The following is a 15998-nucleotide window of genomic DNA, read 5'->3' on the forward strand; positions in this document are numbered from 1 at the left end:
TCAGCGGCCCGACAGGTGGCGGTGCCAGGCGACCGCCGAGGTGTCGGTGAGCGAGGCGATCTGGTCGACGACCACGCGGAGCCGCTCGCCGTCCCCGGCCGCCCGGGTGAACGCGGGCCTGAGCGCGGGCTCCAGGGTGCCGGGGGCGCCCAGCATGATCTGGTGGGCCAGGTCGTGGATCAGCTCGCGCTGCCGCGCCTGGTTCGCGTTGTGCTCGTCCCCGGTCATCACGTAGTGGGCGGTGACGCCCTTCAGCAGCGCGCACTCCAGCCGGGTGGCCCTGGGCACGATCAGGTCGGCGCTGTAGCGCCCGGCCGCCGGGCCGTACGCCTCGCGGGTGGCGATCTCGGCCGACCTGCAGAAGTGGCCGATGAGCGAGCTGGTGAGGCCCTTGATCGCGGCCAGGCCCGCGAGCGAGCGGTCGAAGTGGCGGGGCCAGAACGGCTGGGTGATCAGGCGGGAGAAGAGGTCCTCCAGCTCACCGGGCTCGGCCTCGGGGGCGTACCAGTCGCGGGTGGTCGCGCAGACCTCGCGGCGCTCGGCCGGGTCGCGCAGCGCCCTGAACACCACGGCGCCGGAGTGCAGGGCGTCCTCCAGGTCGTGGACGGAGTAGGCGACGTCGTCGGCCCAGTCCATGATCTGGGCCTCGAAGCTGACCCGCCCCTCGGGCGCGGCCTCCCTGATCCACGCGAAGACCGGCATGTCGTCGTCGTAGGCGCAGTACTTGGCGCCCCGCTCGCGGGTCCACGGGTACTTCACGGCGGCGTCCAGGCAGGCCCGGGTGAGGTTGAGCCCGGCGCTGCGGCCGTCCTCGGTGACGACCTTGGCCTCCAGCCGGGTCAGCAGGCGCAGGCTCTGCGCGTTGCCCTCGAAGCCGCCGCAGCCGCTCGCCAGCTCGTTGAGCGCCGTCTCCCCGTTGTGGCCGAACGGGGGATGGCCGAGATCGTGGGCCAGGCAGGCGGTCTCCATCAGGTCGGGGTCGCGGCCGAGCGTGCCGCCCATCTCCCGGCCGATCTGCGCGCACTCCAGGGAGTGGGTCAGGCGGGTACGCGGGATGTGCTGGCCGCCGCCGAAGGTCTCCCCCGGGCCGACGACCTGCGTCTTGGCCGCGAGCCTGCGCAGCCCGGCGCTGTGCAGCACCCGGGCCCGGTCGCGCTGGAACATGCTTCTTCCGGGGTTGCCGGGCGGTTCCGGCACCCACCTGGCCTGATCGTGCTCATCGTAACGGTGCATACGTGCAGTGATTTTATCCGCGAAAGCTCCGCTCATGCCGAACGGCGGGAAAACACCTGGTTACCGGGGGTACGCCCCCCGGACGGCGTTCGCCTGGGGGGCGTGGGGCAGGTGGGGGCACGACGTCACCACCGGCCCGCCGGGGCCGGTGGCGGCCGGTGGTGACGTCACCGTGGCGCCCCCGCCGGCGCGTCAGCGGGTGTCGGACCCGGCGCAGGCCAGGGTGGCGCGGGCGGCCTCCAGCCGGGCGACCGGGATGCGGAACGGCGAGCAGGACACGTAGTCCAGGCCCACCCTGTGGCAGAAGTGGATCGAGTCGGGGTCGCCGCCGTGCTCGCCGCAGATGCCCAGCTTGAGATCGGGACGGGTCGTCCGGCCCTGTTCGACCGCGATCTCGACGAGCCTGCCGACGCCGTCGGCGTCCAGCGTCTCGAACGGGGAGACGCCGAAGACGCCCAGCTCCAGGTACTTCGAGAAGAACGCGGCCTCGACGTCGTCGCGGGAGAAGCCCCAGGTCATCTGGGTCAGGTCGTTGGTGCCGAAGGAGAAGAACTCGGCCGCCTCGGCGATCTGCCCGGCGGTCAGCGCGGCGCGCGGCACCTCGATCATCGTGCCGACCAGTGCCTCGACGCCGGTCTCGGCGAGGATCGCGCGCGCCTCGTCCCCGACGTGCTCCAGCTCCTGCACCGCGGCCACCAGCGGGATCATGATCTCCGGCCGGCTGCCCGGCACGGCCCTGGCCGCCGCGGCGATCGCCCGGACCTGCATGGCGAACACGCCGGGGATGATCAGGCCGAGCCGGACCCCGCGCAGGCCCAGCATGGGGTTCTCCTCGTGCAGTCGCTTGAGGGCGACCAGCAGCTTGCGGTCCTTCTCCGTCGCCTCCTCGCCCGCCAGGGCGACCTTGACCGACAGCTCGGTGAAGTCGGGCAGGAACTCGTGCAGCGGCGGGTCGATCAGGCGGATCGTGACCGGCCGTCCCTCCATCGCCCGGAAGATGGCGGTGAAGTCCTCCCGCTGCAGCGGCTCCAGCGCGGCCAGCGCGTGGTCCCGCTCCTCGTCGGAGACGGCCAGCACCAGGTCCTCGACCAGGCTGCGGCGCTTGCCGAGGAACATGTGCTCGGTGCGGCACAGCCCGATGCCCTGGGCGCCGAACCTGCGCGCCCTGGCCGCGTCCTCGGCCGTGTCGGCGTTGGCGCGCACGTCCATCCGGCGTACCGCGTCGGCGTGGGTCATGAGCCGGTGCACCGCGCGGACCAGTTCGTCGTCCCGGTCGCCCGAGCCCTCGAAGTACTCCACGACCGGGGAGGGGACCACGGGCACCTCGCCCAGGTACACGGCCCCGCTGGTGCCGTCGATGGAGATGACGTCCCCTTCGGAGACCACCACCCCGCCGGGCGCGGTGAACGTGCGGTCGGCGGCCGAGACCTCCAGTGCCTCGGCGCCGCAGACGCAGGTCCTGCCCATGCCCCGGGCGACCACGGCGGCGTGGGAGGTCTTGCCGCCCCGGCTGGTCAGCACCCCCTGGGCGGCGATCATGCCGGCCAGGTCGTCGGGGTTGGTCTCGCGGCGTACCAGGATGACGGCCTCGCCCCGCTCGGCGAGCTCGACGGCGCGGTCGGTGGAGAAGACGGCCTTGCCCACGGCAGCCCCCGGCGAGGCGTTCATGCCCCTGGCGATGACCGTGGTGCCGGTCTCCTCGGCGAAGCGGGGGAACATGAGCTGGGCGAGCTGGTCTCCGGTGACCCGGGTGACCGCCTCGTCGAGGTCGATCACGCCCTGGTCGACGAGCTGCACGGCGATGCGGAACGCGGCCCCGGGGGTGCGCTTGCCCACCCGGGTCTGCAGCATCCACAGCTTGCCGCGCTCGACGGTGAACTCGATGTCGCACAGGTCGCGGTAGTGCTCCTCCAGGGTGCGCATGGTCCGCATGAGCTCGTCGTAGACGGACCGGTCGATGTTCTCCAGCTCCTGCAGCGGCAGGGTGTTGCGGATGCCGGAGACCACGTCCTCGCCCTGGGCGTTCTGCAGGTAGTCGCCGTACACGCCCTGCTGGCCGCTGCCCGGGTCGCGGGTGAAGGCCACGCCGGTGCCGGAGTCCATGCCGCAGTTGCCGAACACCATCGAGCAGACGCTGACCGCCGTGCCCAGGTCGGCCGGGATGCGCTCCTGGCGGCGGTACAGCACGGCGCGCGGCGCGTTCCAGGAGGAGAACACCGCCTCCACCGCCATGCGCATCTGCAGGTGCGGGTCGGCGGGGAAGTCCTCGCCGGTGTGCGCGCGGACGATCTCCTTGTACGTCGCCACCAGGGCGCGGAAGTCGGCCGCCTCCAGCTCCAGGTCGTCGCGGCCGTCCTTGAGCTCCTCCAGGGCGTCGTCGAACAGCGCGCCGTCGATGTCCTGGACGGTCTTGCCGAACATCTGGATGAGGCGCCGGTAGGAGTCCCAGGCGAAGCGCTCGTTGCCGCCGGCCTGCTTGGCCAGCCCGTGGACCGAGTCGTCGTTCAGCCCGATGTTGAGGACCGTCTCCATCATGCCGGGCATGGAGAACGCCGCCCCGGAGCGCACGCTCACCAGGAGCGGATCGTCGGCCTGGCCGAGTTCGCGTCCCATCGCGCTCTCCAGCGCGGACAGGTGCGCGGCGACCTCCTCCTCCATCCCGCCGGGCAGGACGCCGTCGGCCAGGAAGCTCCGGCACGCCTCGGTCGTGATGGTGAAGCCGGGGGGCACCGGCAGCCCGAGGTTGGTCATCTCGGCGAGGTTCGCCCCCTTGCCGCCGAGCAGGTCTCTGAGATCTCTGTTTCCCTCGGTGAAGTCGTAAACGTACTTGGGCACGGTCGCTCCTTCTACGGCTTCCTACGGCTTCGAAAACGACGTCTGGTCCGCCTCCCCAAGAACTCTACAGACGAACAAGCCGATGAAACGGCACCCGCCGTCGAGAACGGCATCTTCCCAGCTCACAGTGGGTCCACCGGTCTAATCCACTTCAAATTCCGATCGAATGAACGCCGCGTTCGACCGTCGCAAGAATTGGTTTACACCAATTGGTATAAACCAATCACACCGCCATTCACGATCGTTCACGGCGACCGTGGCGGCCGGGGGCCGGGGCACGAAGGCGGTCCCGTCCCCCCGGCCGGGGGCCGGGCGGGAGCGGCGAGCCGGTGCCGTCGAGGACCGTCGGCCGGGAGCGGATCGCGCGGGAGAAGGAGGGACTCACGTGTCCTCCCTGAGCCGGTAGCCCTTGCTGACCACGGTCTCGATCACCGCGTCGGCGCCGAGCTTGCGCCGCAGGTTGCCCACCGTCACCCGCACGGTGTTGGTGAACGGGTCGGTGTGCTCGTCCCAGACGTGCTCCAGCAGTTCCTCGGCGGAGACGACGTGCCCGGGACGGGCCATCAGGTGGCGCAGCACCCCGAACTCCTTCGGGGTCAGCCCCAGCTCCCGCCCGTTGGAGTGGCTCTCCGCCCGGGAGGTGTCCAGCCGCAGCGAGCCCACCCGCAGGACCGTGGTGTCGCCACCCCGCTCCCTGCGGAGCAGCGCGCGGACGCGGGCCAGGAGCTCGGGGAAGACGAACGGCTTCACCAGGTAGTCGTCGGCGCCCTCGTCCGGCCCCGCGGGCCGGTCTTCCGGCCGGTCCCGCGCGGTCACCATGACGATCCGCGCGGCCCGGCCCCGATCGGTCCCGCGCAGGACCCGGCACGCCTCGAAGCCGTCCCCGCCGGGAAGGGTGAGGTCGAGAAGGACCAGGTCGTAGGGGTCGGCCCGGAGCCTCTCGCGCGCCTCGGCCACGTCGCGGGCGACGTCGACCTCGTATCCGGCCCGGACGAGCCCCATGCGCAGCGCTTCGACCAGATCCGCCTCATCTTCGACAACGAGCAGTCGCATGGTACGAACCTAGGTCGTGGGCGGCCGGAAACCCGGATGCCACCGCGGTCACGTGTCCTCGGTCGTCTCGCCCCGCGGACGATCCGTCCGGCGACGGGCGCCACCGTGCCGGCGGGAGGAGCACGACGGGCGGGGCCCCCCCGGCGGGGGGGGGCCGGCCGGGCCCGGGGGGGGCGGGCCCCACGCCCCCGGCCCCCCGGGGCCGGGGGGCTGCCCCCCGCCGGCGGCCCCCCCCGGGGGGGGGGTCGCCGGCCGTCGCCGGGCGGGATCGGCCCCGATCACCGGGGCCGGGCCGTCTCGGTCGTCGAGGTGCCGGCGTCTCAGTCGTTGAGGTGCTGGCGGAGGTAGGACTCGACCTGGTCGAGGGCCACGCGCTTCTGGGCCATCGAGTCGCGCTCGCGGATGGTCACCGCGTGGTCGTCGAGGGTGTCGAAGTCGACGGTGATGCAGAACGGCGTGCCGATCTCGTCCTGGCGGCGGTAGCGGCGGCCGATCGCGCCCGCGTCGTCGAACTCGACGTTCCACCGGCGGCGGAGCTGGGCCGCCAGGTCCTTGGCCTTGGGCGACAGGTCCGCGTTGCGCGAGAGCGGGAGCACCGCGACCTTGACCGGCGCGAGGCGGTGGTCGAGGCGCATGACCGTGCGCTTCTCCATGACGCCCTTGGCGTTGGGCGCCTCGTCCTCGGTGTAGGCGTCGATCAGGAACGTGAGCGTGGCCCGGTCGACGCCGGCGGCCGGCTCGATCACGTACGGGACGTAGCGCTCGCCGCTGTCCTGCTCGAAGAAGCTGAGGTCGGTGCCGGAGGCCTTGCCGTGCGCGGTCAGGTCGAAGTCGGTGCGGTTGGCGACGCCCTCCAGCTCACCCCACTCGGTGCCGGTGAAGTTGAAGCGGTACTCGATGTCGACGGTCCGCTTGGAGTAGTGGGAGAGCTTGTCCTTGGGGTGCTCGTACAGCCGCAGGTTGTCCTGGGTGATGCCCAGGTCGGTGTACCAGCGGAAGCGCTCGTCGATCCAGTACTGGTGCCACTCCTCGTCCTCGCCGGGCTTGACGAAGAACTCCATCTCCATCTGCTCGAACTCGCGGGTGCGGAAGATGAAGTTGCCCGGGGTGATCTCGTTGCGGAACGACTTGCCGATCTGGCCGATGCCGAACGGGATCTTCTTGCGCGCCGACTGCTGCACGTTGAGGTAGTTGATGAAGATGCCCTGGGCGGTCTCCGGCCTCAGGTAGGCCAGGCCCGACTCGTCCTCGACCGCGCCGAGGTAGGTCTTGAGCAGGCCGCTGAACTGCTTGGGCGTCGTGAAGGCGCCCTTGTTGCCGCAGTTGGGGCAGGTGATGTCGGCCAGGCCGCCCGCCGGGGGCTTGCCGTGTTTTTCGCTGTACGCCTCTTCGAGGTGATCGGCGCGGTAGCGCTTGTGGCAGGACTGGCACTCGGTCAGCGGGTCGGTGAAGGTCTCCACGTGGCCGCTGGCCTGCCACACCTCGCGGGCCAGGATCACCGAGGAGTCGAGGCCGACCACGTCGTCACGCCCCTGCACCACGGTCTTCCACCACTGCCGCTTCACGTTGTTCTTGAGCTCCACTCCCAGCGGGCCGTAGTCCCACGACGCGCGCAGGCCGCCGTAGATCTCGCTGGAGGGATAGACAAGACCACGTCGCTTGGCGAGGCTGACGATGGTGTCCATGATGTCCGTGCGGCGTGCCATAAGGGAAAATCTCCATCCGGCTGGAGGTCGGCGAGGAAGTGATGGAGCCTCCAGCTTAGGGGAGACGGGCCGCCGGGACATTCGCATGACCCATCCCGCCCACCTCCCCGGGTAAACCTTGCCCGCCCCCCGGACGGCGCGGGAGCCGGACGCGGTCCGGAAACGGCCTCACACCCGATGTCGACGCGTCCACCGCGAGCTTCCCGGGCGCCACGGGGTCCGGCACGGTAAGGAGGGCCGCCGTCTCCCCCCTGCCCGCCTTCGGGCGCCGGAGGAGACCGGCCTCAGGGACGGTCGACGTCCTCGAACGCGCTCGACTCGTTGATCATGAGGGTCATCAGCGGGTACATCGCCATCCGTGCCGCGCCCAGCGCCCTGCGGTAGAACCCGGCGCCCTCCCACTCGCTCACCACGGCCCACAGCTCCGGCTCGTCCACCGACCTCGCCACCCGGCCGCGGAGATGACCGGGCTGCCCGGCGAGCGTGTCCGCGATCTCGTGGGCCCCGGCCAGGAACTCCTCGGTCCGCGCCGGAGGCACCGAGTAACGGATGAAGGCGAGCATCCGCCCAGCATGCCATGCCCGTACCCGGCCCCCTCCCGCGGGGAACGGGGAGGCGGCCTCGCTCCGCACGCCGGGTGTGTCGTCCGCGGGTCCCGGCGCGTTAGGCTCGGCCCGTGGCCGACAAGCGCGGAGAACGTCCCGCACACCCTCTGGCGCAGTCCCGTCCCCAGCGGGGCAAACGCCCGCTGCCCCCGGGCGAGCAGTTCTTCACGCCGGGCGCGACCGGGCTGCGGCAGAAGGTCGAGCAGCGCAGCGCGGCCCCGCTCGTCTTCCTGTTCCAGCTTCCCCGGTGGATCGCCCCGGTGGTGCTGGTGGTGCTGATGCTGGCCGGTTTCGCCGTGTCCTCCTTCTGGGGAGGGGTCGCCGTGCTCCCGGTGATCGGCTTCGTCGGCTGGCTCGCCTACATGTCCTGGCCGTCCCTGGGCACCGGTGGCCGGCTCATGCGCGTCGCGCTGCTGACCTTCCTGATCCTGCTCGCCGCCGACCGCTTCGGCGCCTTCTGAGACCGTCCCTCCCGAAACCGCCCCTCCGGGACGGGTCTCCCTCCGGGACGGGTCTCCTTTCGGGACCGTTCCCGCCGGGGGCGCTCCGCCCGAGGCCGTCGCCTTCCGAGGGCACGCCCCGTTACGGCACCCCGTACCCCGTACCTCGTCCGGGCGGGCCGTCCAGCGCACCGGGCGCACCGGGCGCACCGGGCGCGCGGGCCCTCCCTCACGCCGGCCTTCCGTCCCCCGGCCCACCACAAAATCTCCCATAGCGGACGATTGCCCCGGCGATTTTGACAACCATTTTCATTTACCGGCATACTGTCGGCATGATGTCCGAGTCCTCCCGACGTATATACATACGTAACGCCAGCCTGGTCGCGTCCACCGCCCTTCTCGCCGCCACCGTCGCCTGCGGCGCCGAGGCCGGCTCGACGGGCTCCGACGCCGGGGGCGCGCCGGGCGTTCCGGCGGACGGGAAGGCCGGTGTCACCGCGGCCATGTACCCCCTGCAGTGGCTCACCGAGAAGATCGCGGGCACCGACGCGGCCGTCACCGGCCTGACCGAGCCCGGGGTCGAGCCGCACGACCTGGAGCTGTCCCCCGTGCAGGTCGCCGAGTTGTCGGAGACCGGGCTCGTCGTCTACATCAAGGGTGTCCAGCCCGCCGTGGACGAGGCCGTCGAGCAGCACGCCGCCGATCGCGGTTTCGACGCGGCCACCTCGGTCGCGACCCTCCCGGCCACCGAGGAGGAGCACGAGGAGGAGGAAGGGCACGAGGGCGAGGAGCACGGCCACGAGGTCGCGTACGACCCGCATCTCTGGCTCGACCCGGCCCGTTTCGCGACGATCGCCACGCAACTCGGCGAGAAGCTCGCCGTCGTCGACCCCGCGCACGCGGCGGCCTACCGCAGCCGCGCCGCCCTGGCCGCGGCCGATCTCACCACGCTGGACGGCGAGCTGACCAAGGGCCTGGCCACGTGCGCCTCACGGGCGATCGTCACCAGCCACTCCGCGTTCGGCTACCTCGCCGCCCGCTACAAGCTCCAGCAGATCGGCATCAGCGGCATCGACCCCGACGCCGAACCCTCGCCCGCCCGCCTCGCCGAAGTGGCGAAAGTGGCGAAACAGCAGAAAATAACTACGATTTTCACCGAGACTCTCGTCAGCCCCAAGGTCGCCGAGATCCTCGCCCAGGAAGTCGGCGCGAAGACGGCGGTTCTCGACCCGATCGAGAGCCAGCCGCCCGGCGGCGACTACCTGTCCGCGATGCGCACCAACCTCACCACCCTCCAGGCGGCGCTCCGCTGCTCGTAAAGGTCTCATGTGACGTCCACAACAACGGTTTTCACCATGAACGGCGGCCAGGTCGACCTGGACCGCCGTCCGGTGCTTCGCGGGATCGACCTGTCCGTGAAGCCCGGCGAGGCGGTGGCCGTGCTCGGCGCGAACGGGTCGGGAAAATCCACCCTCGTCCGCGCCCTGCTCGGCCTCGTCCCCCTGTCCGGCGGCCAGACGCTGCTGTACGGCAGGCCCCCCGCCCGCTTCCGTGAATGGTGGCGGATCGGCTACGTCCCCCAGCGGCTCTCGGTGGGCGGCGGCGTGCCGACCACGATCCGCGAGGTCGTCGCCTCCGGCCGGATCTCCCGGCAGCGGCGCCTGCGGCCGACCGGCGCGGCCGACCGCGAGGCGACCGAAAGGGCGCTGGAGACCGTCGGCCTGGCCCACCGGGCCTCCGACCCGGTGCAGTCCCTGTCCGGCGGGCAGCAGCAGCGGGTGCTGATCGCCCGCGCCCTCGCGGGCGAGCCCGACACGTTCGTCATGGACGAGCCGACCGCGGGCGTCGACTCCGAGAGCCAGCACCTCCTGGCCGAGACCCTGTCCGCGCTGGTCGGGCAGGGCAAGACGGTCCTGCTGGTCGCGCACGAGCTGGGCCCGCTGGAGTCGCTGATCACCCGGGCGGTGGTCCTGCGGCACGGGTCCGTCTGCCACGACGGCCCTCCCCCGCGGGCGGTCGGCACGCACGCGCTGCCCGGACACGACCACGTGCACCCGCACGCCGCGCACGTACCCGTGAGCCCGCTCGAGTGGAGGCCCACGTCATGATCGAGCTCCTGCGGTTCGACTTCATGCAGCGGGCGCTGATCGCCGCCCTGCTGGTCGGCCTGGCCGCCCCCGCGATCGGCACGTTCATGGTCCAGCGGCGCCTGGCCCTGCTGGGGGACGGCATCGGGCACGTCGCCCTCACCGGGGTGGCGCTGGGCTTCCTGACCGGCACCGCCCCGGTGCTGACGGCCGTGCTGGTCTCGGTGCTCGGCGCCGTGGCCATCGAGCTGGTCCGCGCGCGCGGCAGGACCAGCGGGGACGTGGCGCTCGCGCTGCTGTTCTACGGCGGGATCGCCGGGGGCGTGCTGCTCATCTCGCTGGCCCCCGGCGGCAGCAACGCCACGCTGATGTCCTACCTGTTCGGGTCGATCAGCAGCGTCACCGTCCAGGACGTGTGGGTGATCGTCCTGCTCGCGGTGGCGGTGCTCGGCGTGGTGGCCGTGTTCGGGCGGGAGCTGTACGTGCTCTGCCAGGACGAGGAGGTGGCCAAGGCCGCCGGACTTCCGGTCCGCTTCCTCAGCCTGCTGATCGCCGTCACGGCCGCGCTGACCGTGGTGATCGCCATGCGGGTCGTCGGCCTGCTCCTGGTCAGCGCCCTGATGGTGGTGCCGGTGGCGACCAGCCAGCAGCTCACCCGGGGTTTCACGAGCACCATGTTCCTGGCGATGCTCTTCGGGATGATCGCCACCGTCGGTGGCCTGACCTCCTCCTTCTACGTCGAGGTCCCTCCGGGTGCGATCATTGTGGTCGTCGCCCTGGTGGGATTCGTCCTCGCCCTCGGGCTCGGTAGATTCGTACGCCGAAGCCGACCTCAGGAGTCCAGCCCATGAGCAACAGACGTGATGCCGTCCACGCGGTCCTCCGCCAGAGCGAGGCCTTCCGCAGCGCGCAGGACGTCTACGCGGAGATGCGCGCGGAAGGCGCCAAGATCGGATTGACCACCGTCTACCGGGCGCTGCAGGCGCTCGCCGACACCGGTCACGTGGACATGCTCAGAACCGACGACGGCGAGTCGGTCTACCGGGCCTGTGCCAGCGACGACCACCACCATCACCTGGTCTGCCGCACCTGCGGCCGTACGGTCGAGGTGGCCGGGCCGGCGGTGGAGCGCTGGGCCGAGGCGATCGGCTCCGAGCACGGTTTCACCGACGTCACCCACACCGTGGAGATCTTCGGCACCTGCGCCTCCTGCTCGGCCGTCGCTCCCGCCGCGCCGCCCCGTGCGCCGGCGCGGGCGTCGAGCCGCGCCTGAGACCGGCGCGGGGGCGGGTGCGTGTCGAGGGCCACGGGTCCGCCGGGAGCGGGGCCGCGTGAGGGCGCCACGGGTCCGCCGGGGGGATACGCTTCCGACACGGCGAGACGCCGTACGCTCTCACTCCGCATCCGCATTCCACGGGAGTCAACATGCCATTCGGACATGACATGGTGCACTCACTCGCCACCGCGGTCGATCTCGTCAACACCTCCCCCGCCACCGGGGGCGAGGACACCATGACCGAGCTGCGGGAACTCGGCGAGTTCGTGGCACGCTGCGAGGTCAGCGGGGTCGGTGAGGTGGACGCCACCGACCTCGCCGAGGTGCGCGCCCTGCGCGAGGCCCTTCACACGGTCTTCACCGCCCCGGACCAGCCCACCGCGGTCGCCCGGCTGAACACCCTGCTCAGCGGGACCCGCATCACCCCGCGCCTGACCGAGCACGACGGTTACGCCCTGCACGTGCACTACTTCGCCCCGGACGCCGCGCTTCACGAGCACCTCGCGGCCGACCTCGGGGTCGCCCTGGCCCACCTGCTGGTCGAGGGCGAGTGGGAACGCCTGCGCACCTGCTCGGCCCCGGACTGCGGCCACGTCTTCGTGGACGAGTCCCGCAACCGCTCGCGGGTCTACTGCGACAGCCGCACCTGCGGCAACCGGATGCACGTCGCCGCCTACCGGGCGCGGCGCCGGGTCTGACACCGCGCCCCGGCGGACCGGGACGACCCGGATCAGGGAAGCCCGAAGGTCACGGGGCCGGGGTGCCCGGAAGGTCGCGGGGCCCGTCGTCGGGCACGGTGTTGGGCACGGCGCCGCCGTACCTGCGGTCGCGCTTGGCGTAGGTCTCGCAGGCCTCCCACAGGTCACGGCGGTCGAAGTCGGGCCAGAGCCGGTTGAGGAAGACCATCTCGGCGTACGCCGTCTGCCAGATCAGGAAGTTGGAGATGCGCTGCTCGCCCGAGGAGCGCACGAACAGGTCCACGTCGGGGATCTGCGGCTCGTCCAGGTAGCGGGCGAAGGTCTCCTCCCTCACCCGGCCCGGCTTGACCCGCCCGTCGGCGATGTCCTGGGCCAGGCGCAGCGCGGCGTCGACGATCTCGGCGCGGCCGCCGTAGTTGACGCAGAACTGCAGGGTCAGCGTGGAGTTGCGCTCGGTCATCTCCTCGGCGTCGCGCAGCTCCTGGATCACGCTGCGCCACAGCCGCCCGGGACGGCCCGCCCAGCGGACCCGTACGCCCATCGCGTGCAGCTCGTCCCTGCGGCGGCGGATCACGTCGCGGTTGAAGCCCATCAGGAAGCGGACCTCGTCCGGGGAGCGCTTCCAGTTCTCCGTGGAGAAGGCGTAGGCCGACAGGTAGGGGATGCCGAGCTCGATCGCCCCCTCGACCACGTCGAAGAGCGAGGCCTCGCCCGCCTTGTGGCCCTCGGTGCGGGGCAGGCCGCGCTGCTTGGCCCACCGGCCGTTGCCGTCCATCACGATCGCCACGTGCCGGGGCACGAGATCGCGCGGGATCGGGGGCGGGACGGCGCCGGAGGGGTGGGGGACGGGTGGGCGGACGTTCACGTGACGGGCTCCCTCTCTACGTGTCGAAGAGAGCGTATGCCGTGTTCGAGGTGCCACTGGAGATAGGCGGCGACCAGGCCGCTGCACTCGGCGCGGTGCCGGCCGCGGGAGGCGTCCGCGGTGGGCCAGTCGCCCCGCAGCAGCGCCGCCATCAGGGCCAGGGTCTCCGCCTCCGGCACGGCCGCGCCCGCGGGGCGGCAGGCCCCGCACACCACGCCGCCCGCCACGATGGCGAAGGCCCGCACCGTGACGGCCCTGCACCGGGCGCAGGCCTCCAGGGCGGGGGCGTAGCCGGCCACGGCCAGGGAGCGCAGGAAGTAGGCGTCCAGCACGAGCCTGGCCTCGTGCTCCCCCGAGCCGAGCGTGCGCAGGCCGCCGACGAGCAGCAGGAACTGGCGCAGCGCCGGCTCCTTCTCCCCCATGATCAGGCGGTCGGCGGTCTCCAGCATCGCGGTGCCGGCCGTGTAGCGCGGGTAGTCGACCACCAGCGGCCCGCCGTAGGAGCGGATGGTCTCGGCCTGGGTGATCACGTCGAGCGTGCGGCCGGTGTGCAGCTGGAGGTCGACGTGGGTGAACGGTTCGAGACGGGCGCCGAATCGTGACATGGTGCGCCGGACGCCCTTGGCGACTCCACGGATCTTGCCCGTCCGCCGGGTCAGCACGGTGACGATGCGGTCGGCCTCCCCCAGCTTGTGGGTGCGCAGCACGATGCCGTCATCACGGTACAGACTCACCCGCACAGTGTAGTGGGGCCGTCTCCCCGGCAGAGGTGGAAGCATGGGTGAACGACACGGTCGGATCACCGGTGCGTGTTGTTCACCCAAAACTCACTAAACTTTGGCCTCTGGCGAAATGCCGCCCCCGGTACACCGCCTCACACCGTCTCCGCACGAAAGGGTGCCATGCCCCGCGTGGTCCTGCTGGGCTCATCGCCCGGCCCCGACGCCGTTCCCGGTCAGGCGACGCCCGCCTCGCTGACCCTGCCCGCACTGCCCGGCTGCCCCACGGTGATCGGCAAGCTGCACGGCCAGCTCGCCTCGCTCGACCCCGACCCGGTCACCGTCGTCCGCGCCGGCAACGCCGCCGCCCACCGGGGGTTCCCCGGCCGCCTGGTGGAGACCGCCGACCTGGCGGGCGACCTGCGTGCCATCGCCGACGCGGTCGAGGGCGCCACCGAGAACCTGCTCTTCCTGCCGGCGAACGCGCTGATCCACGACGAGCTGATCTACCAGATCACCAAGTCCAAGCGCGGCGCCCTGGCCCTGATCACCAAGGAGCCGCGGGAGGAGGACGAGAACGGCGACGTCATCGTGACCGACGTCCCGATCGAGGAGGCGCAGCCGGAGATCGGCGACCGCCTGCTGGAGGGCCTGCCCGTGCGGGTCCGCGCCCGCAGGTCCCGGGTCATCTCGGTGGGGTCGGCCTTCCACGCGGTGACCCGGCCCAACGCGGTCCTGCTCGGCCCGCTGCACCTGCACCACAAGCACGCGCCGGTGCTGGCCGAGGCCGCCCGCGAGCTGGCCGACATGGCCCACCTGCTGGGGCCCGAGGACGACCTGGTCCAGCTCCTGGTGCTGGGCCTGGTGCGCAAGGGCGTCTCGGTCGGCATCCGGGGCCGTCGCGACCTGTTCTTCCGCCGGGTGTCCGACCCCGAGCAGGCCGCCGAGGCGGTGGCCGAGATGTCCACCTTCAACGAGGACCGGGCCCGCCTGAACAACGCGGTCAAGGGCGCCGACGGCTTCTTCACCACCTACTTCGTCAGCACCTACTCCCGGTTCATCGCCCGCTGGGCGGCCCGCAGGGGGCTGACCCCCAACCAGGTCACGCTGATCTCGATCGCGCTGGGCGTGGCGGCGGCGCTCTGCTTCGCCGTCGGCGAGCGGGTCTGGATGGTCGCGGGCGGCGTGCTGATCTACTTCGCGTTCGTGTTCGACTGCGTGGACGGCCAGGTCGCGCGCTACGCCCGCAAGTTCGGCGTCCTCGGGGCGTGGCTGGACGCCACCTTCGACCGGTTCAAGGAGTACGTGGTCTTCGCCGGCCTCGCGGTCGGCGCGGCGGTCTCCGGGGTGGGCGACGTCTGGACGCTGGCACTGATCGCGATCGGCCTGCAGTCCATCAAGCACCTGCTGGACTTCTCCTACGGCGCGGCGAACCGTCGCAAGGCCCCCTCCCCGCTGCCGTCGGTGTCGCTGTCGGTCAGCGCCGACACCGGCCTGCGCCAGGCGCTGGAGCAGCGCAAGAGCGCCCAGGTCGGCGCGGTCCGCAGCCTGCTGAGGATGTGGGGCAGGGCCGGCAGGTACCGGGCCGTGCACTGGGCCCGCAAGATGATCGTGTTCCCCATCGGTGAGCGGTTCGCCGCCATCGCGATCGTCAGCGCCCTGTTCGACGCCAGGATCACCTTCCTGACCCTGATCATCTGGGGCGGCATCGGTGCCGCCTACTCGCTCACCGGACGCCTGATGAGGTCTTTCGCATGATCACCCAGCCACAGACCGTCCCCGCCCCGGACCCGTACGAGGAGCGGCTGCGCATGCAGACCGCGCGGCTGCTCGCCTACCGCGACGACGGCCCGCTGGTGACGCTGCTGCGCGGCAGGGTCGGGCCCGGCCTGCCCGCGGTCCCCGCCGCGCTGGCCGCGCTGGTCGCGATCGTCGTCATGGCGGTGGCCGGGGTGCTCGACGACGGGCCGATCCTGCTCGCCCCGGTGCTGGTCATGATCGTCCTGGTGCTGCCCACCGCCGCCCGCGACCACCTGGGCAGGCTCGACTGGCTGGTGCCGCCGCTGATCCGGGGCACCGAGTTCCTCACGATCATCCTGATCGGCCTGGCGGCCGAGGCGCCCAAGTGGCTGCTGTACGTGCTGGTCTACGTGATCGGCTACCACACCTACGACACGGTGTACCGGACGCGGCAGAGCATCTGGCCGGCCGCCTGGGTGTTCAGGGCGGGCCTGGGCTGGGAGCTGCGCCTGCTGATCATCGGCGTCGGTGCGGCGCTGGGCGTGCTGACGTGGGTGCTGGCCGCGCTCACGCTCTACCTGGGCGTGCTGTTCGCGATCGAGAGCATCACGAGCTGGGTCCGCCTGGACAAGCAGACCGCGCTCGCCCAGGCGGGCGACGACCTGGAGGCCTCCCCCGAGGAGGCGCAGGAGCAGGCCACCGGCGAGGCCGAGCCGACCTGACCCTGGCACCCCGCGCACG

At 71.8% G+C, this 15998-nt stretch carries 15 protein-coding genes; 8 read left to right on the plus strand and 7 right to left on the minus strand.

Annotated elements, in window-relative coordinates; all coding sequences use genetic code 11:
* The 5 genes from ACLQ2R_RS11620 to ACLQ2R_RS11640 form a co-directional block, all read right to left on the minus strand.
* Positions 1 to 1233, minus strand: a complete 1233-nt coding sequence (locus ACLQ2R_RS11620; RefSeq protein WP_425959419.1) for a deoxyguanosinetriphosphate triphosphohydrolase — start codon at positions 1231 to 1233, stop codon at positions 1 to 3.
* A gap of 192 nt (positions 1234 to 1425) precedes the next feature.
* On the minus strand, positions 1426 to 4068 hold the full coding sequence (ppdK, locus tag ACLQ2R_RS11625) for a pyruvate, phosphate dikinase (RefSeq protein ID WP_425959420.1): 2643 nt from the start codon (positions 4066 to 4068) through the stop codon (positions 1426 to 1428).
* Positions 4069 to 4449: 381 nt separating this feature from the next.
* Complete coding sequence (locus ACLQ2R_RS11630) at positions 4450 to 5121, minus strand: response regulator transcription factor (protein ID WP_425959421.1); 672 nt, start codon at positions 5119 to 5121, stop codon at positions 4450 to 4452.
* 320 nt (positions 5122 to 5441) lie between these two features.
* Complete coding sequence (locus ACLQ2R_RS11635; RefSeq protein WP_425959422.1) at positions 5442 to 6827, minus strand: glycine--tRNA ligase; 1386 nt, start codon at positions 6825 to 6827, stop codon at positions 5442 to 5444.
* 284 nt (positions 6828 to 7111) lie between these two features.
* Positions 7112 to 7390 carry an antibiotic biosynthesis monooxygenase family protein gene (locus ACLQ2R_RS11640; protein WP_425959424.1) on the minus strand — a complete coding sequence of 93 codons (279 nt, stop codon included), beginning with the start codon at positions 7388 to 7390 and terminating at the stop codon, positions 7112 to 7114.
* A 113-nt stretch (positions 7391 to 7503) separates the two neighbouring features.
* Between ACLQ2R_RS11640 and ACLQ2R_RS11645 the strand changes: the two genes are divergently transcribed.
* The 6 genes from ACLQ2R_RS11645 to ACLQ2R_RS11670 all read left to right on the plus strand — a co-directional run bounded on the left by ACLQ2R_RS11645 (position 7504) and on the right by ACLQ2R_RS11670 (position 11933).
* The gene (locus tag ACLQ2R_RS11645) at positions 7504 to 7893 is read left to right on the plus strand and encodes a DUF6703 family protein (protein WP_425959425.1); all 390 of its coding nucleotides are present in this window, start codon (positions 7504 to 7506) and stop codon (positions 7891 to 7893) included.
* Between the two features lie 311 nt (positions 7894 to 8204).
* A complete protein-coding gene (locus tag ACLQ2R_RS11650; protein WP_425959427.1) occupies positions 8205 to 9191 on the plus strand; it encodes a metal ABC transporter substrate-binding protein in 987 nt (328 codons plus the stop codon).
* Between the two features lie 36 nt (positions 9192 to 9227).
* Positions 9228 to 9980: a metal ABC transporter ATP-binding protein gene (locus tag ACLQ2R_RS11655; protein WP_425959428.1), complete on the plus strand. Its 753-nt coding sequence runs from the start codon at positions 9228 to 9230 to the stop codon at positions 9978 to 9980.
* Positions 9977 to 10810, plus strand: coding sequence for a metal ABC transporter permease (locus ACLQ2R_RS11660; RefSeq protein WP_425959429.1), 834 nt, complete (start codon positions 9977 to 9979; stop codon positions 10808 to 10810). Before ACLQ2R_RS11655 ends, ACLQ2R_RS11660 begins: the two co-directional genes overlap by 4 nt.
* Entirely contained in the window at positions 10807 to 11232 is a 426-nt protein-coding gene (locus ACLQ2R_RS11665; protein WP_425959430.1) for a Fur family transcriptional regulator, read from the plus strand. Before ACLQ2R_RS11660 ends, ACLQ2R_RS11665 begins: the two co-directional genes overlap by 4 nt.
* Positions 11233 to 11384: 152 nt before the next feature.
* Positions 11385 to 11933 (plus strand): CGNR zinc finger domain-containing protein, encoded by a 549-nt coding sequence (locus ACLQ2R_RS11670; protein ID WP_425959431.1) that lies wholly within the window; start codon positions 11385 to 11387, stop codon positions 11931 to 11933.
* Between the two features lie 49 nt (positions 11934 to 11982).
* Here the strand turns inward: ACLQ2R_RS11670 and ACLQ2R_RS11675 are convergent, their stop codons facing one another.
* Positions 11983 to 12798: an isoprenyl transferase gene (locus ACLQ2R_RS11675; RefSeq protein WP_425959432.1), complete on the minus strand. Its 816-nt coding sequence runs from the start codon at positions 12796 to 12798 to the stop codon at positions 11983 to 11985.
* On the minus strand, positions 12795 to 13532 hold the full coding sequence (gene recO / locus ACLQ2R_RS11680) for a DNA repair protein RecO (protein WP_425959433.1): 738 nt from the start codon (positions 13530 to 13532) through the stop codon (positions 12795 to 12797). Before recO ends, ACLQ2R_RS11675 begins: the two co-directional genes overlap by 4 nt.
* Positions 13533 to 13700: 168 nt before the next feature.
* Between recO and ACLQ2R_RS11685 the strand changes: the two genes are divergently transcribed.
* A complete protein-coding gene (locus ACLQ2R_RS11685) occupies positions 13701 to 15275 on the plus strand; it encodes a CDP-alcohol phosphatidyltransferase family protein (RefSeq protein WP_425959435.1) in 1575 nt (524 codons plus the stop codon).
* Positions 15272 to 15979, plus strand: coding sequence for a DUF5941 domain-containing protein (locus ACLQ2R_RS11690; protein WP_425959436.1), 708 nt, complete (start codon positions 15272 to 15274; stop codon positions 15977 to 15979). The genes ACLQ2R_RS11685 and ACLQ2R_RS11690 overlap by 4 nt, the downstream gene beginning before the upstream one ends.
* Positions 15980 to 15998: the final 19 nt, after the last annotated feature.

It is taken from the genome of Streptosporangium sp. DT93 (genome assembly GCF_049844535.1).
In the GTDB taxonomy this organism is placed as follows: domain Bacteria; phylum Actinomycetota; class Actinomycetes; order Streptosporangiales; family Streptosporangiaceae; genus Streptosporangium.

Coding starts and splice junctions, on each gene's coding strand:
- ACLQ2R_RS11620 (WP_425959419.1), bottom strand. CDS start 1,233: ATGCACCGTTACGATGAGCACGATCAGGCCAGGTGGGTGCCGGAACCG.
- ACLQ2R_RS11630 (WP_425959421.1), bottom strand. CDS start 5,121: ATGCGACTGCTCGTTGTCGAAGATGAGGCGGATCTGGTCGAAGCGCTG.
- ACLQ2R_RS11635 (WP_425959422.1), bottom strand. CDS start 6,827: ATGGCACGCCGCACGGACATCATGGACACCATCGTCAGCCTCGCCAAG.
- ACLQ2R_RS11640 (WP_425959424.1), bottom strand. CDS start 7,390: ATGCTCGCCTTCATCCGTTACTCGGTGCCTCCGGCGCGGACCGAGGAG.
- ACLQ2R_RS11650 (WP_425959427.1), top strand. CDS start 8,205: ATGATGTCCGAGTCCTCCCGACGTATATACATACGTAACGCCAGCCTG.
- ACLQ2R_RS11655 (WP_425959428.1), top strand. CDS start 9,228: ATGAACGGCGGCCAGGTCGACCTGGACCGCCGTCCGGTGCTTCGCGGG.
- ACLQ2R_RS11660 (WP_425959429.1), top strand. CDS start 9,977: ATGATCGAGCTCCTGCGGTTCGACTTCATGCAGCGGGCGCTGATCGCC.
- ACLQ2R_RS11665 (WP_425959430.1), top strand. CDS start 10,807: ATGAGCAACAGACGTGATGCCGTCCACGCGGTCCTCCGCCAGAGCGAG.
- ACLQ2R_RS11670 (WP_425959431.1), top strand. CDS start 11,385: ATGCCATTCGGACATGACATGGTGCACTCACTCGCCACCGCGGTCGAT.
- ACLQ2R_RS11685 (WP_425959435.1), top strand. CDS start 13,701: ATGCCCCGCGTGGTCCTGCTGGGCTCATCGCCCGGCCCCGACGCCGTT.
- ACLQ2R_RS11690 (WP_425959436.1), top strand. CDS start 15,272: ATGATCACCCAGCCACAGACCGTCCCCGCCCCGGACCCGTACGAGGAG.